The sequence below is a fragment of the Cupriavidus sp. GW823-FHT06D04 genome, from assembly GCF_058795055.1.
Genome location: NZ_JBXAHL010000007.1, coordinates 125,564 through 147,365, shown reverse-complemented (window position 1 = coordinate 147,365; position 21,802 = coordinate 125,564). Strand labels below are relative to the sequence as shown.

Annotated in this window: 23 protein-coding genes and 2 pseudogenes; 13 read left to right on the top strand and 12 right to left on the bottom strand. The window is 62.8% G+C overall.

The window, feature by feature from the left end; translation table 11 throughout:
- Positions 1-244: 244 nt before the first annotated feature.
- The 7 genes and pseudogenes from AC1Q7H_RS12565 to AC1Q7H_RS12535 all read left to right on the top strand — a co-directional run.
- A pseudogene (locus AC1Q7H_RS12565) lies at positions 245-415 on the top strand (IS110 family transposase); the annotation flags it as partial.
- 475 nt (positions 416-890) lie between these two features.
- The gene (locus tag AC1Q7H_RS12560; protein ID WP_492381350.1) at positions 891-2,012 is read left to right on the top strand and encodes a substrate-binding protein; all 1,122 of its coding nucleotides are present in this window, start codon (positions 891-893) and stop codon (positions 2,010-2,012) included.
- A gap of 564 nt (positions 2,013-2,576) precedes the next feature.
- Positions 2,577-2,870 (top strand): hypothetical protein, encoded by a 294-nt coding sequence (locus AC1Q7H_RS12555; protein WP_013953026.1) that lies wholly within the window; start codon positions 2,577-2,579, stop codon positions 2,868-2,870.
- Positions 2,871-2,971: 101 nt separating this feature from the next.
- Complete coding sequence (locus tag AC1Q7H_RS12550; RefSeq protein WP_492381349.1) at positions 2,972-3,319, top strand: MTH938/NDUFAF3 family protein; 348 nt, start codon at positions 2,972-2,974, stop codon at positions 3,317-3,319.
- A gap of 185 nt (positions 3,320-3,504) precedes the next feature.
- Complete coding sequence (locus AC1Q7H_RS12545; protein ID WP_153954002.1) at positions 3,505-3,789, top strand: DUF3303 domain-containing protein; 285 nt, start codon at positions 3,505-3,507, stop codon at positions 3,787-3,789.
- Positions 3,790-3,919: 130 nt separating this feature from the next.
- Positions 3,920-4,630: a hypothetical protein gene (locus tag AC1Q7H_RS12540; protein ID WP_228772397.1), complete on the top strand. Its 711-nt coding sequence runs from the start codon at positions 3,920-3,922 to the stop codon at positions 4,628-4,630.
- A gap of 31 nt (positions 4,631-4,661) precedes the next feature.
- Positions 4,662-4,838 (top strand): hypothetical protein, encoded by a 177-nt coding sequence (locus AC1Q7H_RS12535; protein ID WP_194946799.1) that lies wholly within the window; start codon positions 4,662-4,664, stop codon positions 4,836-4,838.
- Positions 4,839-5,301: 463 nt separating this feature from the next.
- Here the strand turns inward: AC1Q7H_RS12535 and AC1Q7H_RS12530 are convergent, their stop codons facing one another.
- The 3 genes from AC1Q7H_RS12530 to AC1Q7H_RS12520 are packed head-to-tail and all read right to left on the bottom strand — an operon-like array spanning position 5,302 to position 8,153.
- Entirely contained in the window at positions 5,302-6,624 is a 1,323-nt protein-coding gene (locus AC1Q7H_RS12530; protein WP_492381348.1) for a phosphoribosyltransferase family protein, read from the bottom strand.
- Between the two features lie 19 nt (positions 6,625-6,643).
- Positions 6,644-7,657, bottom strand: coding sequence for a zinc-dependent alcohol dehydrogenase family protein (locus AC1Q7H_RS12525; RefSeq protein ID WP_492381347.1), 1,014 nt, complete (start codon positions 7,655-7,657; stop codon positions 6,644-6,646).
- 40 nt (positions 7,658-7,697) lie between these two features.
- Positions 7,698-8,153 carry a universal stress protein gene (locus AC1Q7H_RS12520; RefSeq protein WP_211981407.1) on the bottom strand — a complete coding sequence of 152 codons (456 nt, stop codon included), beginning with the start codon at positions 8,151-8,153 and terminating at the stop codon, positions 7,698-7,700.
- 306 nt (positions 8,154-8,459) lie between these two features.
- Here AC1Q7H_RS12520 and AC1Q7H_RS12515 point away from each other — a divergent pair, with 306 nt between their 5' ends.
- Complete coding sequence (locus tag AC1Q7H_RS12515) at positions 8,460-9,296, top strand: universal stress protein (RefSeq protein ID WP_492381346.1); 837 nt, start codon at positions 8,460-8,462, stop codon at positions 9,294-9,296.
- Positions 9,297-9,328: 32 nt separating this feature from the next.
- Positions 9,329-10,171 (top strand): universal stress protein, encoded by an 843-nt coding sequence (locus tag AC1Q7H_RS12510; RefSeq protein ID WP_211981400.1) that lies wholly within the window; start codon positions 9,329-9,331, stop codon positions 10,169-10,171.
- 295 nt (positions 10,172-10,466) lie between these two features.
- Here the strand turns inward: AC1Q7H_RS12510 and AC1Q7H_RS12505 are convergent, their stop codons facing one another.
- Both AC1Q7H_RS12505 and AC1Q7H_RS12500 read right to left on the bottom strand, forming a co-directional pair.
- A complete protein-coding gene (locus AC1Q7H_RS12505; protein WP_211981398.1) occupies positions 10,467-10,667 on the bottom strand; it encodes a hypothetical protein in 201 nt (66 codons plus the stop codon).
- Between the two features lie 201 nt (positions 10,668-10,868).
- Positions 10,869-11,132 (bottom strand): type 1 glutamine amidotransferase family protein, encoded by a 264-nt coding sequence (locus AC1Q7H_RS12500; RefSeq protein ID WP_492381373.1) that lies wholly within the window; start codon positions 11,130-11,132, stop codon positions 10,869-10,871.
- Between the two features lie 618 nt (positions 11,133-11,750).
- Here AC1Q7H_RS12500 and mdh point away from each other — a divergent pair.
- Positions 11,751-12,923 (top strand): iron-dependent methanol dehydrogenase, encoded by a 1,173-nt coding sequence (mdh, locus tag AC1Q7H_RS12495; RefSeq protein ID WP_492381345.1) that lies wholly within the window; start codon positions 11,751-11,753, stop codon positions 12,921-12,923.
- Between the two features lie 452 nt (positions 12,924-13,375).
- On the opposite strand, the gene AC1Q7H_RS12490 is transcribed toward mdh, so the two are convergent.
- From AC1Q7H_RS12490 to AC1Q7H_RS12460, 7 genes and pseudogenes are all read right to left on the bottom strand, one after another.
- Positions 13,376-13,660, bottom strand: a complete 285-nt coding sequence (locus tag AC1Q7H_RS12490; protein ID WP_080569590.1) for a septal ring lytic transglycosylase RlpA family protein — start codon at positions 13,658-13,660, stop codon at positions 13,376-13,378.
- A gap of 406 nt (positions 13,661-14,066) precedes the next feature.
- Positions 14,067-14,303 (bottom strand): hypothetical protein, encoded by a 237-nt coding sequence (locus AC1Q7H_RS12485; RefSeq protein WP_492381377.1) that lies wholly within the window; start codon positions 14,301-14,303, stop codon positions 14,067-14,069.
- Positions 14,275-14,457, bottom strand: a pseudogene (locus tag AC1Q7H_RS12480) (bifunctional aspartate transaminase/aspartate 4-decarboxylase); the annotation flags it as partial. The gene AC1Q7H_RS12485 and the pseudogene AC1Q7H_RS12480, both read right to left, overlap by 29 nt.
- 201 nt (positions 14,458-14,658) lie before the next feature.
- The gene (locus AC1Q7H_RS12475; protein ID WP_013953013.1) at positions 14,659-16,011 is read right to left on the bottom strand and encodes a dicarboxylate/amino acid:cation symporter; all 1,353 of its coding nucleotides are present in this window, start codon (positions 16,009-16,011) and stop codon (positions 14,659-14,661) included.
- A 438-nt stretch (positions 16,012-16,449) separates the two neighbouring features.
- Positions 16,450-16,755, bottom strand: coding sequence for a hypothetical protein (locus AC1Q7H_RS12470; RefSeq protein WP_018314260.1), 306 nt, complete (start codon positions 16,753-16,755; stop codon positions 16,450-16,452).
- 455 nt (positions 16,756-17,210) lie between these two features.
- Positions 17,211-17,399 carry a hypothetical protein gene (locus AC1Q7H_RS12465; protein ID WP_492381344.1) on the bottom strand — a complete coding sequence of 63 codons (189 nt, stop codon included), beginning with the start codon at positions 17,397-17,399 and terminating at the stop codon, positions 17,211-17,213.
- Positions 17,400-17,639: 240 nt separating this feature from the next.
- A complete protein-coding gene (locus tag AC1Q7H_RS12460) occupies positions 17,640-18,590 on the bottom strand; it encodes a LysR family transcriptional regulator (RefSeq protein WP_013953011.1) in 951 nt (316 codons plus the stop codon).
- A gap of 166 nt (positions 18,591-18,756) precedes the next feature.
- Between AC1Q7H_RS12460 and AC1Q7H_RS12455 the strand changes: the two genes are divergently transcribed.
- The 3 genes from AC1Q7H_RS12455 (at position 18,757) to cbbX (ending at position 21,800) form a co-directional block, all read left to right on the top strand.
- Positions 18,757-20,217, top strand: coding sequence for a form I ribulose bisphosphate carboxylase large subunit (locus AC1Q7H_RS12455; RefSeq protein ID WP_035826739.1), 1,461 nt, complete (start codon positions 18,757-18,759; stop codon positions 20,215-20,217).
- A 57-nt stretch (positions 20,218-20,274) separates the two neighbouring features.
- Positions 20,275-20,694 (top strand): ribulose bisphosphate carboxylase small subunit, encoded by a 420-nt coding sequence (locus tag AC1Q7H_RS12450; protein WP_010809290.1) that lies wholly within the window; start codon positions 20,275-20,277, stop codon positions 20,692-20,694.
- Positions 20,695-20,846: 152 nt separating this feature from the next.
- The gene (cbbX, locus tag AC1Q7H_RS12445; RefSeq protein WP_153954007.1) at positions 20,847-21,800 is read left to right on the top strand and encodes a CbbX protein; all 954 of its coding nucleotides are present in this window, start codon (positions 20,847-20,849) and stop codon (positions 21,798-21,800) included.
- The last annotated feature ends 2 nt before the right edge of the window (positions 21,801-21,802 follow it).

Sequence of the window (21,802 nt, the reverse complement as noted above, 5' to 3'; positions counted from 1 at the left end):
AGTCCACAGGTGCGCTTGCGCTCAAACGAATACTCAGGGCTCGCCGTCGCACCGGCTCACTATATTGCCTTCGCTGAACGCAAGCATGCATGTCCCTGCCAAGTAATCTATCACTTGTGGAGGTTCACATGGCACCTCTGTTGAATCAGCAATTCAAGGCCTTCGTCGGCATCGATTGGGCCGATACTAAACATGACATCTGCCTGCAGCCGGCCGGTGAGGGCAGGCGCGAGTTTGACTGTATCGAGCGAAGGGCAGCTCGTACCAGGTTGCGGTTCGCGCATTGGCGTTCAAGTGGATACGGATCCTCTACCGTTGTTGGCAGACAGGAGCTCGGTACGACGAGAGCAGCTACCTCAACGCCTTGAGGAAGCGCGGTTCGCCACTCCTCGGGAACCTAGCGCTTCCAAGGTAATCCGTTTCGGTCGGCGGTGACGAAGTTCGCCCAGGTACGAAGACGGACAGGATTGCCGGCTTAAAGGCTCGTGCGGGAAACCAACTTTGCTCTGAAAAAAACTTGACTGACCACCTCAGGGCGTGACTGAGTCATTCGACTGCTCAGTGCGGAAGGGTTGAGTTGGCCGATGTGCCGCCATCCAGCCTCCGCTCGCCGGACGGCCGGTGAAGGATGGCTAGCGGCTCTCAAGGTTGGCGATCGTCGCTTCATCGGCCTAAGTAGCCACTTGCACTTCGATCATGTGCCGCTTGCCCCACAACCTGTGGCTGCCATTGGCCGTCTTAACTCTTAACTTGAACGGGGCATCGCTAATGAGGTAGTGGACAGAAGAAATGCCCCAATGAACTAGTCTTGACAATATCGCCCAGCTACCGGGCAAGCCGGCGGCCGTGCCTTCTGCTGCTTAACGTGGCCGTTTGAGGGAGAAGAACCGATGAGTGAATCAACAAGTGGATCCATCAAGGTGGGCGTCATCACCGACATTACAGGTCCCCTCTCGTTCTTGGGCATCGCCAATGCAAATGTGGCCAAAATGGTGATCAATGAGATCAACGCAAGGGGGGGCTTGTTGGGACGGAAGATCGAGCTGTACCTCGAGGACAGTGCAACGACCGATAGCGTTGGGGAAGCCAAGGCGCGGAAGCTCGTCCAGCAAGATCAGGTCGACGTTGTTTTCGGCGGCATTTACAGCTCCATGAGGCAAGCCATCAAGGGTCCTGCTGTCTCGCAGGGCAAGAAGCTCTACATCTATCCGGAGCAATACGAGGGAGAGGAATGCCACCCGCTGATCTTTTGCACCGGCCCAGTGCCTGCTCAGCAGGTTGAATCTACGATTCCATGGCTGATGCAGAAAACCGGAGCAAAGAAGTTCTACTGTCCATCGGCTAATTACATCTGGCCGCACACGATGAACAGGAAGCTACGTGAGGTGGCAACCGCCCATGGCGGCTCGATCGTCGGCGAGGAGTACTTTCCGCTCGACCATACCGACTATAAAGCGACAATCGAAAAAATTATCTCCAGCGGAGCCGAGGTGGTATTCAACACGATAGTTCCGCCCGGCCTGGGGTCGTTCCTCGAACAACTCCATCAGTCCGGCTTCATGAAGCGCGGCGGCCACCTCGTGTGCACGTACTTCGAGGAGAACTTCCTTGGCTTCTTTCCGCCGGAACAAGTGGAGGGCCTATATAGTTGCCTCGACTACTACCAGAACGTCAGCGATCCTTTTAGCAAGGAACTGTTGGCGAAGTATGACAAGCTCTATCCAGGCGAAGCCAAATTCACCGCTGGCAGCGCAGCCACCGGCTTGTACCGTGGTCTGAAACTCTGGGAGGCTGCGGTAAAAGAAGCCGGCTCGCTAAACCAGGATGATGTGATCAAAGCACTGGACCACGCGAAGATCGCACAGGGGCCAGGGGGGGCGGCTGAAATGGTGCCCAGTCAGCATCACGTCCGGCTGAACATGTATATCGCCCAGGTGAAGGGCATGAAATTCGAAATCGTCAAGAACCTGGGGCCCATGGATCCGAAGGAGTGTATGCAAGGAATGAAGTAAGCGACCAGGATTCCACGGCTTTGCGCGCTGTGCATCCAGTGTGACGCGTAACGGCTGTATCTGCCCCATCCGGATGAACGCGAAAGTCTTGCATTTCAGCCGGCCTGCGCCATGAAACAGGACGCACCAGCACCTGACAACGCCATGCTGCGGACGGCGCTAAGGCGCCGTCGCTGATGCCGAGCGTTACTGTTTGCATTTTGAAGTATTGCGGACTTGCTTCTGTCCTGAGGTGTCTCCGCCTTTAAGCAGGCATTGAGCTTCTTCCCTTAGTTTTCCGAGGTCGGCCGTTCGAAGCTGCCTCAGGGAACGGCAGTTCCTCAGCCGGGAAGAGCGGTCCGCCGCCGTGCCGGCCAACGGCGGATCATCGGCCGATGCGGTCATCCGATGGGAGCCTTCGAGTGGCTCAAACTGGCCGGCAAGCGACCTCCGCCAGTTGTGGGCCGGTCGGCTCTTGTCGACTTTCACGGCGGCCCAAAGTGTGCCGGTCAACGCTCCAAATTGACGCGCCGAAAGATCAGGTGCAACCTTCCATCATCTTCCGCCTCCGCACCGGAGCCCGCCATGACCTCCCAAGAATTCCGAGCGTTCAAGGCAAACCTGGCAATGTTGCTCCGCGACATGCCGATCGGAACCACTGCCGATTTCTCCGACGTGGCCGTTGCCTACTGGGATGGCACGCAGGTGATCGGCGCTTATTTGCGCGACGGCGGGCGGCTGGATGAGGACTTCGAGTTCGACGAGAACGTGTGGGAGAGCTGGCACGACGAACTAGTCGGCTGGCAGGCCAACCCGACCTTCACCGAACGCGAGGAACTGAAGGCCAGCCTGCAGCACCCCGCGCAACGTGCCGGATGACCGCACCACCTCGCCAGCCCGTCTGACGACCACAGCGGGCGCACGCAAAGGCCAGCCACCGCGCACAGCAAACGCGCACCCAAATCGCAGAGGAGCTCTAAATGCGGTTTGAATCATTCTCCTTCGGCACCATCAGTATCGACGGCGTCACATACAACCACGACGTAGTCATCGACCACGGCAAGGTCCTTAAACGCAGGAAGGGCCCCTCCAAGCCATTCCGCGAAGCTTTCGGCCACACGCCGCTGTCGATCCAGGAAGACATCCCCTGGAACTGCAGCAAACTCGTGGTCGGCACCGGAACCGGCGCGTTGCCGGTGATGGACGAGGTGAAGCGCGAGGCAAAACGGCGCCATGTCGAGCTGGTCATCCAGCCGACAGCCGACGCCATCAAGACGCTCGCGTCGAACCCCAAAGGCGCCAACGCGATCCTGCACCTCACCTGCTAGCGCCGCCAGCCGTCCGCGTCGGGTGACAGGCGTCGGGCGGCGTCCGTTCCGGGCATCCCGACAGGTCACAAACTCCCCCATTTCGCCACGCGCGGAGACGCGCGCGCTCGATCGCATCCGCATGGCGCGCCGGAACGTATATAGAAGTAGGAGGAGGTGAGACACCACCATCAGGAGATGCCGCCATGAAATTCATGATGACCTTCCATTGGGCTCCGGATAAGGAGCAGCGCGCCGAAGCGATCGATCGCTTTCTGCGAACCGGCGGGCTACCGCCGGAGGGCATCCAGTTGCTGGGCAGGTGGACCAGCGCCTCTCTCGGGTCGGGCTTCGATCTGCTCGAAACCGACGATGCGGCCAAGCTCACCGAGTTCGCCTATCAGTGGAGCGATCTGATGGAGCTGGAGATCATGCCGGTCCTGGAAGATGCCGAGCTGGCCGCCGTCCTCGGGCGGGTAGCCAAGAAATAGACCAGGCGCTTGTTGCGTAGCAACGCGATTCGACATGCACACAACCCGGCACGCCCCCCTTCGCGGCCTGAGGCGCTATCCGACTGCTGCCCGGCCAGGACGTTCGAGACGGACGATCCTGGTCGCACTTTTGTTACTAATCGGCTATGCCGCAGCCGATCTCTTCTGGCCATGGCACCGCGACCTGAGCCGCTTCGATCCGATCGCGACCGGCACGCTGGAAACGAGGATGTGGCGCTCGTACTACGATCGCCGACCCGTCTCGCTCTTCCTTGAACTGGCGCAGACCCTGCGCACGCAGTATCGGTTTCCGTGGCTGAGGTCGTACGTCGGCGCCTATTATGGCGCCTCCGCCGCCTTCACCTTCAAAGAGGGGAAGCAGCGCAGCGACTACGAAAAGGCGATGCCCGCGCTGCAGTCCTATTTCACCCTGATCCACTACACGGGGGACCGCAACTTCGACATCGCCCGAACCACCAGGCTGGAACTGGAATGGTGGATCGTGCATCGGGAGCATGATCGTTATGGGCCCGATGCGTTGACCAACACTTGCGCGGAAGCGGCGGCCTCGCTGTATATGGTGCCCGCGAATGCCACGCGCGAACACGGGCGGCTGCGCGCGCAAGCGATGCTGCTTCGCGATGCTCGCGCAGAAGCGGGCGACATGACGGACGCGGACTGGGCAATCATCCAATCGATGCTGCACCAGAGCTATCAGTCGCTAAGCCATGCGGTCTCATCGCTTCCGCTGCGGCAAGCCGGCCGTGAGCTGCGAGGCGGGCGTCGATTCCTCGAGCAGGGCGCTGCTACGTCTCCACCGCAGGGCGGTAATCCGGGCTAAGTGCCGCTAACAAGACGAGGAGGTGTCAGTCATGTCAGCTATCAAGCGCATCAATCCAGGCCATTCCGCCTATCAGGCCGCGCCGCACAGGACGACCCGCTACCCTGCGGAGCACGTCACGTTGACGGCTGGCTCCAGGAAGAGGCTGCGCCCCTGTGTGCCGCATCGAAAGGTCGGGCGCGGCAAGGTCGGCGTCGGCGGCAAGTAGGCACCTGCAACCCTTGTATGGCGTCGAGCTTCAGAAGGTGGCTTGACGTGAATTGGCCTGTCCGGCGCGAGGGCGGATGAAACGCGGTCGTTCCTCCAACTCTACCCTGCCGACCTGATGTCCGCCGAAGCGTATTCGCTGCCTCCGCGCAAGCCAGGACACTCGATCGGCATTGACGGGCAGCGGTGCTGGTAGTGTCTTGAATCGTCGACCATCTACCCCTCGATGTCGACCGGTTGAATCCCCAGCCGGCAAGCGACGGTCCAGCCAGCCCAACGTTGTGTCAGGCGTCCAAAGTGAATAACCGCAGCCGAAGCTGCGGTTATTCCTCATTCTCCAGTATGACGAACCGCCACCAAGACTACCGCTCGTAGCGGCCGCGCCAGACATCCGGCTCAGTCCGAGGGGAAATGCAAGCTGCAGCTTGATAAGACTGCTGCGGAGCGTAATCCGCCAGGTATTGTCATCCGCCGTAACCCAGGCCGAGAGGAGATGGGGCCGCAAGGTGCCGCTCGAACCAGCCTATCGTGAGTGCCGCGATGTCTTCCAGGGCCCTGGGGTCTTCAAATCCGCGGCCGCTGGTCGGGATGAGCCTCAGTTGCCGCGGACAATGCATCTGTTCGAATGCAAGATTGTTGATCTGAATGTCTTTCGGATTGCCGCTGGCACATATCAGCAAGGCAGGGATTTCGAGCTGCTGCAGGGCTGCGCTTCCCGCGAGATCCAGCCGCCCCGCAACACAGGCTACAGCGCTGAGTTGCGTCGCGCTGCAGGCGGCCGAGCGCAGGGCTGCCGCCGCTGCGGTGCCGGTACTGAGCAGGCCCACAGGCAAGCTTGCGCAGGGCGTCCCAGTACGCAGGAAGCTCAAGGTCTGGTCCAGTCTTGCCACCAGCTCATCGACGTCCGATTCCGGTGCGTCGTCGACGCGGCTGTCAGGCTGCAGGTCTACGAGCAAGGTGGCGAATCCTTTCGCGCGTAGCTTGCGTGCCAGGTAATGGCTGCGGGCTGCGCGGCGTTGCGCGCCACCGGCATGCACCATCACCGCGACGCCGATCGGGTTCGGCGCCGATTCGAGCATGGCCCGGAGCCGAGTCGTCTGATACGGAATCAGCATCGCCTTGCTCAACGACGGCACGCCCGCCACCGCACTTGGCCGGGCGCGGGTCTGGGGTTGCGCTGGCGGTATACCAGTCAACTGCCGGACGCGGTCGTCGCTGACCAGCTGGAACTCATGATAGAAGTGCGCGAGGTTTTCGATGCGGTCCGGTGTATCCAGGCAGATGACTTCGTCGGCCAACGCGCGGACCCGGTCCAGGCCGGCTGCGGTGGCGATCGGGAGCGCGCATATGAGCCGGGCAGGGTGCCGCTTGCGCAGGCTTGCGAGGGCCGCATACATCGTTGCGCCGCTCACCAGGCCGTCATCCACGACGATCACCACGCGACCGCCCGGATCCGCCAGCTTGCGAACCGGCGTATACACGGCGCGCTGCCTGCGAAGCTGGTCGAACTGGGCATCACGCTGGCTGCTGGCGCCGCCATTTGCGTTCATTGCGTCCGTGCACCATGTCGCGCCAGAGTCGTCCAGTGCTACGCCAGGAGCGATCCTGCGCGCCATCACCAGGTCGAAGTCAGCGCCCAGTGCGTCGGCCACAACGCGCCCGACCGGCACGCCGCCGCGCGGAATCGCCAGGACCAGGGCACCGGTTCCCCGATACGCGCGCAACGCCCAGGCCAGTTCCGAGCCCGCATGCTCACGCGCCTGAAAACGTGTCTGGTAACGGCTCATCGATCTATCTGCCAGGAATCTATTGACGGAGTTTCAGGACGGCGGCGCCGGTAAGCCGGCCCTCGCGCAGGTCGGCCAGCGCTTCGTTGGCCTGCTCCAACGGATACGCGGTGGTGTGCGTATGCAGCGGAGTCCGGGCGGCGATATCCATCAGCGCGATGCCGTCGGCACGCGTGAGGTTGGCTACGGAACACAGGCGCCTTTCTTCCCAAAGCAGCTGGTAAGGCATGCTTGGGATATCGCTCATATGAATTCCGCCACAGACCACGATGCCACCCTTGTCCACAGCGCGCAGCGCCTTGGGAACCAGCGCGCCCACCGGGGCGAAAATCAGCGCGGCGTCCAGCGGCACGGGCGACTGGAGGTCGCTCGAGCCGGCCCAGCACGCGCCGGACTGGTATGCGAGTTGCTGCGCGCCTGCGTCGCCCGCGCGGGTGAAGGCGTAGACTTCGCGGCCTTGCGCCACCGCGATCTGCGTCACCAGGTGGGCGGCGGCGCCGAAGCCGTAGATGCCGATGCGGTGTGCATGGCTGGCTGCGCCCGCCATGCGCAGCGTCCGGTAGCCGATCAGGCCGGCGCAGAGTAGTGGTGCGGCGTGTTCGTCATCGTAGCCAGGCGGAATCTGGAAGCAATAGCCGCTGTCGGCAATAACGTACTCCGCATAGCCGCCATCGCGGGTATAGCCAGTGAACAGCGGCGCGTCGCAAAGATTCTCGTGATGACGCAGGCAGTAGTGACAACGGCCACAGGTATGTCCGAGCCAGGGCACACCCACGCGGTCGCCCGGCTTGAAGGCGGTGACGCCGGCGCCGCACGAATCCACCTGTCCGACGATTTCATGCCCTGGGATGAGCACCGGCTTGGGATGGCGCAGGTCGCCGTCGGCGATATGCAGGTCGGTCCGGCACACCCCGCAAGCCCCCACGGCAATGCGAACTTCGCCAGGCCCCGGGTCGGGAACCGGCAAGTTGTGAAGGCGCAGCGGCAGGCCCGCGCCCTCGAAGACCATCGCACGCATGGTTTGGTGGGGCATGGCCTGGCACTCCTACGCCGCCCGTGGCGCCGTGACGCGCCTAACCTTCGACTTCGCTGCGGACCAGGAGCACGGGCTTGCTGGTCTTGGCAAGCACGCCTTCCGACACGCTGCCCATCAGCAGGCGCCGGACGCCGCGGCGGCCGTGGGTGCCAAGCACGATCAGGTCGGCATTCCACGCATCGGCCTCGGTGACAATGGTCAGCGAGATCCGGCCGGGCGCAACCGGCTTTTCATCCAGTTTCACCGAGTTGCGCACGCCTGCTTCGCTGAGCCTGGCCGAGGCGGCATCCAGCGCCTTGCGGCCGTGCGCGGTGATGTTGTCGATCAGTTCCTTGGGGTTGAAGTAACTAGCCTCGAAGAACACATCGCTGTCGTCTACCACGAACAACGCTTTGACCTCGGCCCCGGTTGCCTTGGCGATGATGGTGGCCTGGCTCAGTGCAAGGTCGGAAGAACGGCTGCCGTCGACAGCGAGCAGGATGCGCTGGTACATGATGGGTCTCCTGAGGGGCAAGGGTGTGCTCAATGTTGCGATTCGCTGCATTCAGCGTAGGCGCCGGCCTCGATACGCGCTTGATATATGTCAACCCGAAGAGGCAGGCGCGGCGAGTAATTGACCGCAAACAGAAGTGATGGCCGGACGGCTTGACGTCTCCGCATACGTTTGCCCGCAGTAGCCTCCACCGCACATCAGGGCGATGCGTGAGCGATTTCGCCGCAGGGCAGGCCCGTTGATCCGGGTCAAGCGCCGGTCGGCCTTGCTGCCTAGACTGGTCTGTAGTCGAGCGAGAGGGCGATCATGGCTTACGACAGCATCCTGGTTCATCTGGACAGCAATCCGCAGGCACGGCAGCGGCTTGAAGTGGCGGGGCGCGTTGCGGCGGCCAGCGAGTGCCGGCTGATCGGCATGTACGCCGGTTTCATTCCCGATCCTGCCTGGTTCTACCTCATGGACGGCGCGCAGCAATATGTTGCGGACGACCTGGCCCGGCGCAAGCAGGTCAGGGAAGACGTCCGGGCGCAGTTTCTGGCTGCAACCCAGGCCATGCCAGTGCGCGCGGAGTGGCGCGCTGCGGAGCTGGGGGCCGTGGCATCAGTGCTGCGCGAGGCCCGCGAGGCCGGCCTGGTCGTTGCCGGCCAGTACGACCCCGGCAATACCGAAGGTCCGGTGGCCCGACAACTGCTGGAATCGCTGCTGCTGGAGACCGGCCGACCGACGCTCGTGGTGCCGTGCACGGGCACGTTTCCAACGCTGGGTACGCGCGTTATCGTGGCGTGGAATGGCAGCCGCGAGGCGGCGCGGGCGCTTCACGACGCCGCGCCGCTGATGGCCGGCGCGCAGGCGCGCATTCTTTGCGCACAGACTGCGGCCAAGGAGGCAAGAGCAGACGCCACCCCGGTCGGCCACGCCGCACGCGTGCTGGAACGCCACGGCGTCGCCGTGGAAATCGAACACGGTCCCGGTGGGGCTGACCTGACCATCGGCGAACTCATCCTTTCGCGCGCGGCGGATTTCGATGCCGACCTGATCGTGATGGGTGCCTACGGACACGGTCGCATGCGGGAACTGGTGCTGGGCGGTGTCACGCATACGCTGCTTGACTCGATGACGGCACCGGTGCTGTTTTCACGATGATGCGAACTTAAACCAAAGAGTGGAATCACCTCATGGACTTCAGAACCATCCTTGTCGACCTCAGCGAAGATGCTGCACGGTCCGCGCGCATTGAAACGGCGGCACGGCTTGCCGGAAGGTCCGGCGGCAGCGTGGTCGGCCTGACGGCAACAGGAACGCACCTGGAGCCGTTTCGTGGGGCGGGCGAAGAAGCCGGGCAATACGCTGTGCTTGCCGCGAGCCATTTGCACAAACTGGCTGCCGCTCACAAGAACGCACTCGACACGCTGACCAGGCAAGTGTCACCGGCCATTCCCACCCGGCACATCGTTGTCGACGCCGAGTCCGGCTGGGCGCTTGCCGACGAGGGCCGCTTCGCCGACCTCATCCTGCCCGCATCGCCCTCGGCGCAGGCCGAAGTGCCGGCTTTGCTGGCCGGGGCCGCTGAGTATGCGATGCTCAATGCAGGCCGGCCCATTCTGCTGGTGCCGGGCGCATCCGTCCCGAGAATTGGTGGCCATGTTGCCATCGCATGGAACGGCGGCCGGGAGGCCGCGCGGGCGGTCGCGGACGCACTGCCGTGGCTTGTGCATGCCAGCGCCGTTACCGTCCTGGTGGTCAGCGCTGGCAAGCACAGCACTGCCGGTGAGAAAGCGGCCTATCGAGACAGCGCGGATCGGCTGACAGCATGGCTGCTCAGCCATGGCATCCGCGCCAGTCTGCTGGTCGGGGAGGGCGATCCCGACCACGTGCTGCCACAACTTGCGGCCAAGGTTCAGGCCGACCTGCTGGTCGCCGGCGGCTATGGCCGCTCCCGGCTGAGAGAGCTTGTGCTGGGTGGCACCACCCGCGCCCTGCTGCGCCAGTCAGACTTGCCAGTCTTCATGTCGCACTGAGGTGTGACCACCGCCGATCGGGCACTGGCGGCGCGCGAGCGGCCTCGCCGCCGCCCGGAGGGTTCCGACCGGAATGTGGCAAAGCATTTTCGAATCCCGGCCAACCCTCCTGAACCTCAAGCCACGCGTCGCCCCGGCATCAGCCCGCCATATTCCCTCCCCAAAAACTCCGCCGTGTGCTCCGGCAGATAGGCGCGGCAGCAATAGGGGAAAATCCGGTTCGGCGCGGTCAGGTTATGCCCTCAGGGGGCTTTGGGACGCGTCGGATAGCACGGCAGTGAGCGCGCGAGAGGAATCAGAACCCATCTTGGGTGCCGTACTCCAGCTCCAGTTTGACCAGTTCGCGCGTGGCGACGCCATAGCGCCTGCCAATATCGGCAAGTGTCTCATGCAGTTGCATGACGGGCAGCCTGTCCGCCGGCAGGGAAACCCGGTATGTGCCATTGCCGGACAAAGGGGATGTCGGCACCAGCGTCAGGCCGCTGCGCATCTTCACTGCGCGGCTCGCTTCGGCCAGGGCATGTGATCGGTAGGTGCGAGACCAGGCATCCGCCGTCAGCGCGAGCTGGATGTCATCGACGCCATCGCTTACCGGAATGGCGATGGTCTCGCGCCGCCAGAATGCGACGCTATTGACGACCAGCGCCAGGACTCGATTGGCGTCGATCCGGAATGGGGCACTGTCATGCGTGGTCCCCTATGTGCGTAAGCCGAGCGATTGCGCCACCGCAGCCGCACGAGCTGGCCCGGCAATCGCTTCGACGATTGCCACGCTGACGGGCACCGACGCGGTTACGCCCGTGGTCGACACGACGCCGCGGTCGGCAATGTAGCGGCGATTGGGAACATGGGTGGCGCTGGGATGCCGTTCCCGTAGCTTGTTCCTGTCATACCAGTGTCCCGCGAACCGGCGACCATCGAGCAAGCCGGCCTTGCCGACGACCAGCGCGCCGGAGCAGATCGCGACGATTACTGGCCGCAGGAGAAGATAGCACGGGAAAGCGGCTTTCAGTCAGTCGACGCCTTTCAACGTGCATTCGGCCGACAAATGGGTGCCACACCAGACGTATATCGCTCGAGAAGCGGCCTTTTATCGTGAGTCCGTTAATCCCAAGCTTCTGCGGCACTGGAGACGCGGTGCTCAACTCGCTCGATGCAGCGGGTGTTGCCGTCGCATCGAGCAGACGTGCGACGTACGTCTTCGGGAAGGGGCCAGAGGGCAATCGGCTCTGTGCGATTGACAATTCGGGACCGATCTTCTTGATGCGGCATTGCTGTCGGTGACCTGAATCGAGGGCCGAGCGCCTGGCCTCTGCCAGTCGCAAGCCAGTTGTCTCTTCCCGACCCCTCACGGTCATTCGCACACTGCTCTGAGAACGACTGAAGTTCGGCCGATCCAGCCGTTGTCGGATACGCCCAGTCGCTCCAAAACTGAACACATCGATTCAAATTGCAACACTCCACGAGGTGCATCTGATGGACAGCGTCTGAAAAAGACCTCGCCAGACACAGGTACGGTTCGTGCGTCAAGGCTTGCGAGGACAGGAGACCTCATTTTCATTACAACCTTGGAGACGACATGACCCACCTGAACATCGCTAATCGCGTCGACAGCTTCTTCATTCCCTGCGTGACCCTCTTCGGTCCGGGCTGCGCGCGCGAAACGGGCGCTCGCGCCAAATCACTCGGGGCCAGGAAGGCTCTCATCGTCACGGATGCAGGCTTGCACAAGATGGGGCTCTCCGAAGTCGTCGCGGGGCACATTCGCGAAGCCGGGCTTCAGGCCGTCATCTTTCCGGGTGCCGAGCCCAATCCCACCGACGTTAACGTTCACGACGGCGTCAAGTTGTTCGAGCGGGAAGAGTGCGACTTCATCGTTTCGCTCGGCGGCGGCTCATCGCACGACTGCGCGAAAGGCATCGGCCTCGTTACCGCCGGAGGCGGACATATCCGCGACTACGAAGGCATCGACAAATCAACGGTGCCAATGACGCCGCTGATTTCGATCAACACGACCGCTGGCACTGCTGCGGAAATGACACGCTTTTGCATCATCACTAATTCGAGCAATCATGTGAAGATGGCAATCGTCGACTGGCGTTGCACGCCATTAATCGCCATCGACGATCCGAGCCTGATGGTCGCGATGCCGCCCGCCTTGACGGCGGCGACCGGCATGGACGCGTTGACTCACGCCATCGAGGCATACGTTTCCACCGCCGCCACGCCAATTACCGATGCCTGTGCGGAGAAGGCGATCGCGCTGATCGCCGAATGGCTGCCCAAAGCTGTCGCGAACGGGGACTCGATGGAAGCACGCGCGGCCATGTGCTACGCCCAATACCTTGCCGGCATGGCCTTCAACAACGCATCACTCGGTTACGTGCACGCGATGGCCCATCAACTCGGCGGCTTCTACAATTTGCCCCACGGCGTGTGCAACGCGATCCTGCTGCCGCACGTGTCGGAATTCAACCTCATTGCCGCGCCGGAGCGCTACGCGAGAATCGCCGAACTGCTAGGCGAGAACATTGGGGGCTTGAGCGCGCATGACGCCGCCAAAGCTGCCGTCTCGGCGATCCGGACCCTTTCCGCGTCGATTGGCATTCCGGCGGGTCTGGCGGGCCTGGGCGTCAAGGCGGACGACCATGAAGTGATGGCAAGCAATGCGCAAAAGGATGCTTGCATGCTGACGAATCCGCGCAAGGCCACGCTGGCGCAAGTCATGGCAATCTTCGCTGCGGCGATGTAATGCGTATGCCCCCTGCTGCGAAGGGGGGGGCGGGCAGACTGCGGACATTTAGGGAGCATTGCGAAGGTCCCTTTGTGGCCGGACTCGGCCGGCCGCCTACAGCTAGGCTGCGGCCTTCTCCGACCGACCCATTGCGGCCTGTCGACCCAGCGTGACATCTATGGCGGCTTTCAAGGTACAACGGCCGCTCGTCGATGCGCTTGGGGGACGGAGTTCGGCCATTGCCGATGAAACAGTCGCGGGCTAGGCGGGCGGCCTGCGCCCTTCACCACATAACATTGCCTGGTGTCGTGGCGTCCCGCCGCGAAGGTCCGCTGTTTGGAGGTTCTTTCCGTGCCGCCCTATCAAGAGGAAATCTCCGCGGTCGCGATCACGGCGACAAAGACGCTAAGTGGCACAAGGTGCGTAAATCCGCGGTGGCGCAGAACGGTCAAAACCGCAGCCGCAATCGATCAACGTTCAATCTGCACGTGCATCGACCGCGCGTCTGGCAAACCCAAGGCCGCCGCCGCAGCGTAAGAGAGATCGATAATCCGGCCTTTGACGTATGGTCCGCGATCGTTGATGCGAACGACAACAGACTTTCCGGTAGCCAACGATCTGACGCGCACATAGCTGCCGAGCGGTAACGTTCGATGGGCGGCAGTCAAGGCGCCGCCATCGTAGCGTTCTCCGTTTGCGGTCAGATGCCCCTGGAGCGTTGCCGAATACCATGACGCCTCGCCGGATTGCAACATCTCGTGCTCGTGCCGAGGGCGACAGGAATCAGCTCTGCACGCAGAATGCTTGGACGGAATCTGTCCGCAAGCAGTGAACAAAGCGCAGATTCCCAAGAATCCCAAATAGCGAAGTGATAGCACCATAGACCACCAGTCAGTTATTGAGACGTGGTTCTAGCGGTCTCCAAAAGTTCACGTTGGCGGCGTGACCGGGTTACGTAACACCTTGACAATATTTTAGGTGACAAGCGACGCCCCTGAAGGTCCGACCCAACGACAGGCTGGTTTCTGGACTATCGGTCGAATGTGGTCCAAAGGTTTCGCATTTTTCCCGGAGCATTTGACGCGACGCCGTTGAGTTGACCACTCTATTCCCGCATTGTGGAAAGCCTGAAGGCAGTCAGCGCCACGGGACGGGAGAACCTCAGGCCACCCGCCGCCCCGGCATCAGCCCGCCATACTCCTTCCCCAAGAACTCCGCCGTGTGCTCCAGCAGATAGGCGCGGCAGCTCTCGCTGGCCGGTGGCAAACGCTTGCTGGACATATGCGCGACATTCCAGATGCGCTCGATCGGCGTGCCGGTTACGTCCAGCAGCGCGATCTCGCCGGTGCGCAGCTCCAGCGACAGGTTCGAGATACTCGTTGCGCACGCAGCGACCAATCTTCAAATAGTCTTCTTCATTGAGGTTGGCCAGCGAGACCCGCCCCGACGGGTGGCGCGTACCGAATCCCTTGCCAGGCAGCAGTACCACGCCCGCCTCCTCGGCCAGGCGGAACAGCAGTTCGTGAGGCTGAATCGACTCAAGCAGCCATTTCGAAATCGTACCTGCGCTGGTGATTGTAGAGGCGTTCGATCTGGTTGACGACCGGCCACGCCTCGGTCTGTCCATCAGGGAAGGTCGGGCTTCATGGCGCAACGTAAGCCGGTGCGCCTGCCGCGGTCGAAGCCTTCCGTAGTGCCCGGGAGCCATAGTTGCCACAGCCCGCGGTGGTGATGTGTGCTTGCGCGGTGCCGCTCACTGGGTTACCGTGGTGTCGGCGGCCGGCATATGGGTCGCGACCTGGTCGAGCACCACTTCCGGCTCGTCGGCCTCAATGTCCGACTCGTCATCAAGCCTGCGGTGCATCCGCTCGACATCGAGGTCGCCGGTCCATTTTGCCACCACCACTGTGGCCACGCCGTTGCCGATCAGGTTGGTCAGGGCGCGAGCCTCCGACATGAAGCGGTCAATGCCGAGGATCAGGGCCAGCCCCGCCACAGGAACATGCCCCACCGCCGAAAGCGTGGCCGCCAGCACGATGAAGCCACTCCCGGTGACACCGGCAGCGCCCTTGGAGGTCAGTAGCAGCACGGCGAGCAGGGTGAGTTGCTGCATCAGGGTCATGTCGGTGTTGGTCGCCTGGGCGATGAACACCGCCGCCATGGTCAGGTAGATGGAGGTGCCATCCAGATTGAAGGAGTAGCCAGTCGGGATCACCAGTCCGACGACGGACTTGCGGGCGCCCAGGTTCTCCAGCTTGGCCATCATCCGCGGCAACACGGATTCCGACGACGACGTGCCCAGCACGATCAGCAGTTCCTCCTTGATGTACTTGATGAACTTCCAGATCGAGAAGCCATGCAGCCGCGCGATGGTGCCCAGCACGACGAAGATGAAAAGCAGGCAGGTGGCGTAGAAGGTCGCCATCAGCTGGCCAAGCTGCAGCAGCGAGCTCACGCCGTACTTGCCGATGGTGAAGGCCATGGCGCCGAAGGCGCCAATCGGCGCGACCTTCATGATGTAGCCGACGATGGTGAACAGCACGTGCGAGAACTTCTCGATAAAGTCGAACACCAACGTGCCGCGGCCGCCGAACCTGTGCAGCGCGAAACCAAACATCACCGCGAACAGCAGCACCTGGAGGATCTCACCCTTGGCAAAGGCATCCACCACCGTGTTCGGGATCACGTGCAGCAGGAAATCGACCGTGCCTTGCATCTTGCCGGGCTCGGTATAGGCGGCGATGCCCTTCGTGTCGAGGGTGGATACGTCGACGTTCATGCCGGCGCCGGGCTTGACGATGTTGATGATCAACAGGCCAACCAACAGCGCAATGCTGCTCACGACCTCAAAGTACAGCAGCGCCAGCCCGCCGGTCTTGCCAACCTTCTTCATGTCCTCCATGCCGGCGATGCCCACCACGACCGTGCAGAAGATGATCGGCGCGATGATCATCTTGATCAGCTTGATGAAGCCATCACCCAACGGCTTCATCGCCTCGCCGGCATGCGGCCAGAAATGGCCGAGGATGACGCCGATGACAATGGCGGTGATGACCTGGAAGTAGAGGGATCGGTAGAACGGCTTCGGGTGATCGTCTTTGTCCATCATCGTCTCCATTGCTGGTTCACGGTCGGCATCCGGACGCCCGGTCGGGTCCGGCAGCCGGTCGTCGCTTGCCGGCCCACTGCGGCCGCTGTGTCCAGGCTACTTCAATGGCAGCTTCCAAGGTACTACGGCCATCCAGTCGGTCACGTTGGCTGGCGGGTGTTCGGCCAAAGCTGTCGGTGTGCAGGGAGTGTCCGCTTTGCAGAGCGCGGAACTGCTGCCGACCCGCTGCCGTCACTCACACCGGCTGAAACCGGACGGTCTCGTCGATGCGACTTCAAGTATTTTCTACAACATCAACACTGGACGTAACCGGCGCCATGCGAGCGGCGTGCCGCTTGCATGGCCTCCGTGGTGACGGAAATGTTAGATACCATTAACGGAAATGAGTGTGGGGCCGTCTGGGGGCTATTCGTTACCGATCTCGCCGACCGCTCATCACGCCCACTTCTTCCCTAGTTCCTCCAGACCAGCCTTTTGCAGATCCTCCTGGCTCATCACAATGCGGAACTTGCAGTTGGCCTGGAAGTTGAGAAAGAAGGGCTCCGCAAAAGCAGGAACGTCGGATGGATTTTCGACGTTGATCAGGAAGACCCCGCAGCGCATTCCGTCTTGCTCAGTAAAGTACACCGCTTCCGGTTTGATCGCTTCTAGGATACGCCCAATTATCTCGCCCGCCTTCCCGCCTCTGACGAGGGAGTTGAAGGGCTCATGAGGGATTTCGACTGTGAGTAGCATCTTCATAATTCACCTTCCTCTTTCATCGTTGCTGCGCCGTGGCCAGACTTTTGCCTCAGGCGCTCGTGCCGCCTAACGTCGTCGCTCAGCGGCCCGTCGATCACGGCGGGTGGGCAAACCGACGCCGTGGCTGGCCGGGGCGCCGATACTAAAAGATAGCACCGGCCACTGAGAATGCTAGTTGTCGGCCATCCCGCTCGCGGGCGAGGCCGGGCGTGATGGCTTCACGAGACGGCTACACACCGCGAAAGCGAGAAAGCCCGCAGCCGACGTTCGAATGTCCGTGAGAATGCATGGGTCTATGACCGCAGATGGCCGACAAGCGACGGCCCAACCAGCCCAACGTTGTGTCAGGCGTCCAAAGTGAATAACCGCAGCCGAAGCTGCGGTTATCCTTCATTCTCCAGTATGGCCAACCGCCATCAAGACTGCCCTCGTAGCGGCCGCGCCGGACATTCGCCTCAGTCCGAAGGGAAATGCTCCGCAGCAGTCTGATCAAGCCGCAGCTTGATCATGACCACCAGGCAATGAATGCCGTGGCATGCCTCGGAACGCTCGCTTTCCACTTCCAGCGGGGACAGGACGCAACTAAGGCTGGCGCTGATGTGCTCGAGCGATTCGAGGCAGTCTGCTGGATTGGCGGCCAGCACGGTTTGTGGTTCGTTTTTGCATTGCGAGCTCCTGAACGCGTGAACTTGGCCGCATGATGCGGCCACCGTTAGCGAGCTTCAGGTTGCTACGCCCGATCACCGTTGTTTCGGTGATGCCTCTAGTGTTCCCATCGCGAACGTTCATGGCGATCAGAGGAATCGCAATTCTCTAGCCTTTGTCATCGGAAGGCCTTCACCAGCTGCCGCTGCCCAGCGGGTTCCGGGCGGGACCGGAGAACCTCAGGCCACGCGCCGCCCCGGCATCAGCCCGCCATACTCCTTCCCCAAGAACTCCGCCGTGTGCTCCAGCAGATAGGCGCGGCAGCTCTCGCTGGCCGGTGACAAACGCTTGCTGGACATATGCGCGACATGCCAGATGCGCTCGATCGGCGTGCCGGTCACGTCCAGCAGCGCGATCTCGCCGGTGCGCAGCTCCAGCGATAGCGTGTGCAGCGACAACAGGCTGATGCCCATGCCGGCCATCACGGCCTGCTTGATGGTCTCGTTGCTGCCCAGGGTGATCACCTTGGCCGGCGTGAACAGGTGGTCCCGGAACATGTACTCGGCCACGGTACGGGTGCCGGAACCCGGTTCGCGCAGCAGGAAGGTCTCGTGACGCAGTTCCTGCAGGTCAAATCCCTTTGCGTCGTGTAACGGGTGCCGCGGCGAGGCCACCAGCACGTGCGGGTGCGCGGCGATGGGTTCCGACACCGCATCCAGTTCGCGCGGCGGGCGGCCCATCAGCGCGAGGTCGATGGCGTTGTCCTGCAATAGCCGCAGCAGCGTCTCGCGGTTGCCTTCGGCGATGCGCAGGTCCACGCCCGGGTGCAGCGCGGTAAAGCCGGCCAGCAGCTTGGGCGCGAAGTACTTCGACGTGCTGATCAGCCCGATCGTGATCGAACCCTGCTCGACGTCCTTGACCGCCTGCAAGCCTTCCTCGGCGTCCTTGACCTCGCCGAGGATCCGGGACGCATGGTGCAGCAGGCGGTCGCCGGGCTCGGTCAGCGTGAGCTGCCCCTTGACCCGCTCGAACAGCGCCATGCCGACCACGGATTCAAGCTGCTTGACCTGCATCGAGACCGCTGGCTGGGTCAGGTGCAGCTCCTCGGCCGCGCGCACGAAGCTGGCGTGCCTGGCCACGGTGACGAAGATCTGCAACTGGCGAAGGGTGAGGGCGCGCAGGAAGGACATGGGCGGTGGGGGCGGCTTTGGATGTTCCCGTGATGTGCAGCTTTGGTCGCACTTAAGGGATAGCTTATACAGGCACTAAGAATATCTGAATTTACCTTATGTGGGTGGGCTTATATCTTTGCATCAACGCAGTAGCCACGACGCTCAACCAAGCAAGGAGACAAGCATGAACGCACCTGAATCGGTCCAAGCCAAGCCGCGCAAGCGCTACGACGCCGGCGTCATGAAGTACAAGGAAATGGGGTACTGGGACGGCGACTACGAGCCCAAGGATACCGACTTGCTGGCGCTGTTCCGCATCACGCCGCAGGATGGTGTGGATCCGGTCGAGGCCGCTGCCGCGGTGGCGGGCGAATCCTCCACCGCCACCTGGACGGTGGTGTGGACCGACCGCCTGACCGCCTGCGACATGTACCGCGCCAAGGCCTACCGGGTCGATCCGGTGCCCAACAACCCCGAGCAGTTCTTCTGCTACGTGGCCTATGACCTGTCGCTGTTCGAGGAAGGCTCGATCGCCAACCTGACCGCGTCGATCATCGGCAACGTCTTCAGCTTCAAGCCGATCAAGGCGGCGCGCCTGGAAGACATGCGCTTCCCGGTGGCCTATGTGAAGACCTTCGCCGGCCCGTCCACCGGCATCATCGTCGAGCGCGAGCGCCTGGACAAGTTCGGCCGCCCGCTGCTGGGCGCCACCACCAAGCCCAAGCTGGGCCTGTCGGGCCGCAACTACGGCCGCGTGGTGTATGAGGGCCTGAAGGGCGGGCTGGACTTCATGAAGGATGACGAGAACATCAACTCGCAGCCCTTCATGCACTGGCGCGACCGCTTCCTGTTCGTGATGGACGCGGTCAACAAGGCCTCGGCCGCCACCGGCGAGGTCAAAGGCAGCTATCTCAACGTGACCGCCGGCACCATGGAAGAGATGTACCGGCGTGCCGAGTTCGCCAAGTCGCTGGGCTCGGTCATCATCATGATCGACCTGATCGTCGGCTGGACCTGTATCCAGTCCATGAGCAACTGGTGCCGCCAGAACGACATGATCCTGCACCTGCACCGGGCGGGCCATGGCACCTACACCCGGCAGAAGAACCACGGCGTGTCGTTCCGCGTGATTGCCAAATGGCTGCGCCTGGCAGGCGTCGACCACATGCACACCGGCACCGCGGTGGGCAAGCTGGAAGGCGACCCGCTGACCGTGCAGGGCTACTACAACGTTTGCCGTGATGCCTACACCCACACCGACCTGTCGCGCGGGCTGTTCTTCGACCAGGACTGGGCTTCGCTGCGCAAGGTGATGCCGGTGGCCTCCGGCGGCATCCATGCCGGCCAGATGCACCAGCTGATCCACCTCTTTGGCGACGATGTGGTGCTGCAGTTCGGCGGCGGCACCATCGGCCACCCGCAGGGCATCCAGGCCGGCGCCACCGCCAACCGCGTTGCGCTGGAAGCCATGGTGCTGGCGCGCAACGAAGGCCGCGACATCCTCAACGAAGGGCCGGAGATCCTGCGCGATGCCGCGCGCTGGTGCGGACCGCTGCGGGCTGCGCTCGATACCTGGGGCGACATCAGCTTCAACTACACGCCGACCGACACCTCGGACTTCGCGCCCACCGCGTCGGTGGCCTGAGCCCTGGCGAGACGCCACCAAAGCACGACGAGCGAACCCAAAGAACGAGAGGACATCATGCGTATTACTCAAGGCACTTTCTCTTTCCTGCCCGACCTCACCGACGCGCAGATCACCAGCCAGCTTGAATACTGCCTGAACCAGGGCTGGGCGGTCGGCATCGAGTACACCGACGACCCGCATCCGCGCAATACCTACTGGGAGATGTTCGGCCTGCCGATGTTCGACCTGCGCGATGCCGCCGGCATCCTGCTGGAGATCAACAACGCGCGCAGCACCTTCCCCAACCACTACATCCGCGTCACGGCTTTCGATTCGACGCATACGGTGGAGTCGGTGGTGATGTCGTTCATCGTCAACCGTCCTGCGGACGAGCCCGGCTTCCGCCTGGTGCGCCAGGAAGAGCCCGGCCGCACCATGCGCTACTCGATCGAGAGCTACGCAGTGCAGGCACGCCCCGAGGGCAGCCGCTACTGAGCGGCGCCGGCTGAACCGCCGCGCGGCGCTGCCGCCGGCGCTTTTCCTGACTGTGCAATCCCACGGGTGCGCTGCCGCAAGGCCGCGCACCGGGGGGAGCTGCGCCTCGAATCTTCGAGCCAGATGCTCGAATGATCCTCACGGAGCCTGCCATGTCCGCACCTGAAACGACCGCACCGCTGCAGCCGCCAGCCGCTCCGGCCGCATCGTTGCCCGGATCCCTGGCCGAGTCGCTGGCCAGCTCGGGCATCACCGAGCTGCTGGCCCAGCTTGACCGCGAGCTGATCGGACTGAAGCCGGTGAAAGCGCGTATCCGCGATATCGCCGCCTTGCTGCTGGTGGACAAGCTGCGCGCCGCGCGCGGCTTCAGCGCCGGTGCGCCCAGCCTGCATATGTGCTTCACCGGCAATCCCGGCACCGGCAAGACCACCGTGGCCATGCGCATGGCGCAGATCCTGCACCAGCTGGGCTACGTGCGCCGTGGCCACCTGGTGGCGGTGACCCGCGACGACCTGGTCGGCCAGTACATCGGCCATACCGCACCCAAGACCAAGGAGATCCTGAAGAAGGCCATGGGCGGGGTGCTCTTCATCGACGAGGCCTACTACCTCTACCGCCCGGAGAACGAGCGCGACTACGGCCAGGAGGCCATCGAGATCCTGCTGCAGGTGATGGAGAACAACCGCGACGACCTGGTGGTGATCCTGGCCGGCTACAAGGACCGCATGGACCGCTTCTTCGAGTCCAACCCGGGCATGTCCTCGCGCGTTGCCCACCATGTCGATTTCCCTGACTACCAGCTCGACGAGCTGCGCCAGATCGCCGACCTGATGCTGGCCGAGATGCAATACCGCTTCGACGACCAGAGCCGGGCCGTGTTTGCCGACTACCTGGCCCGGCGCATGGCGCAGCCGCATTTTGCCAATGCCCGCAGCGTGCGCAATGCGCTGGACCGCGCGCGGCTGCGCCACGCCTCGCGCCTGCTGGACGATGCCGGCACGGTTGTCGACGACCGTACCCTGACCACCATCACGGCGTCTGACTTGCTGGCCAGCCGCGTGTTTTCGAAGGCTGGGCCGGACGCACAGGCCCCGGCCAAGGAGTAAGC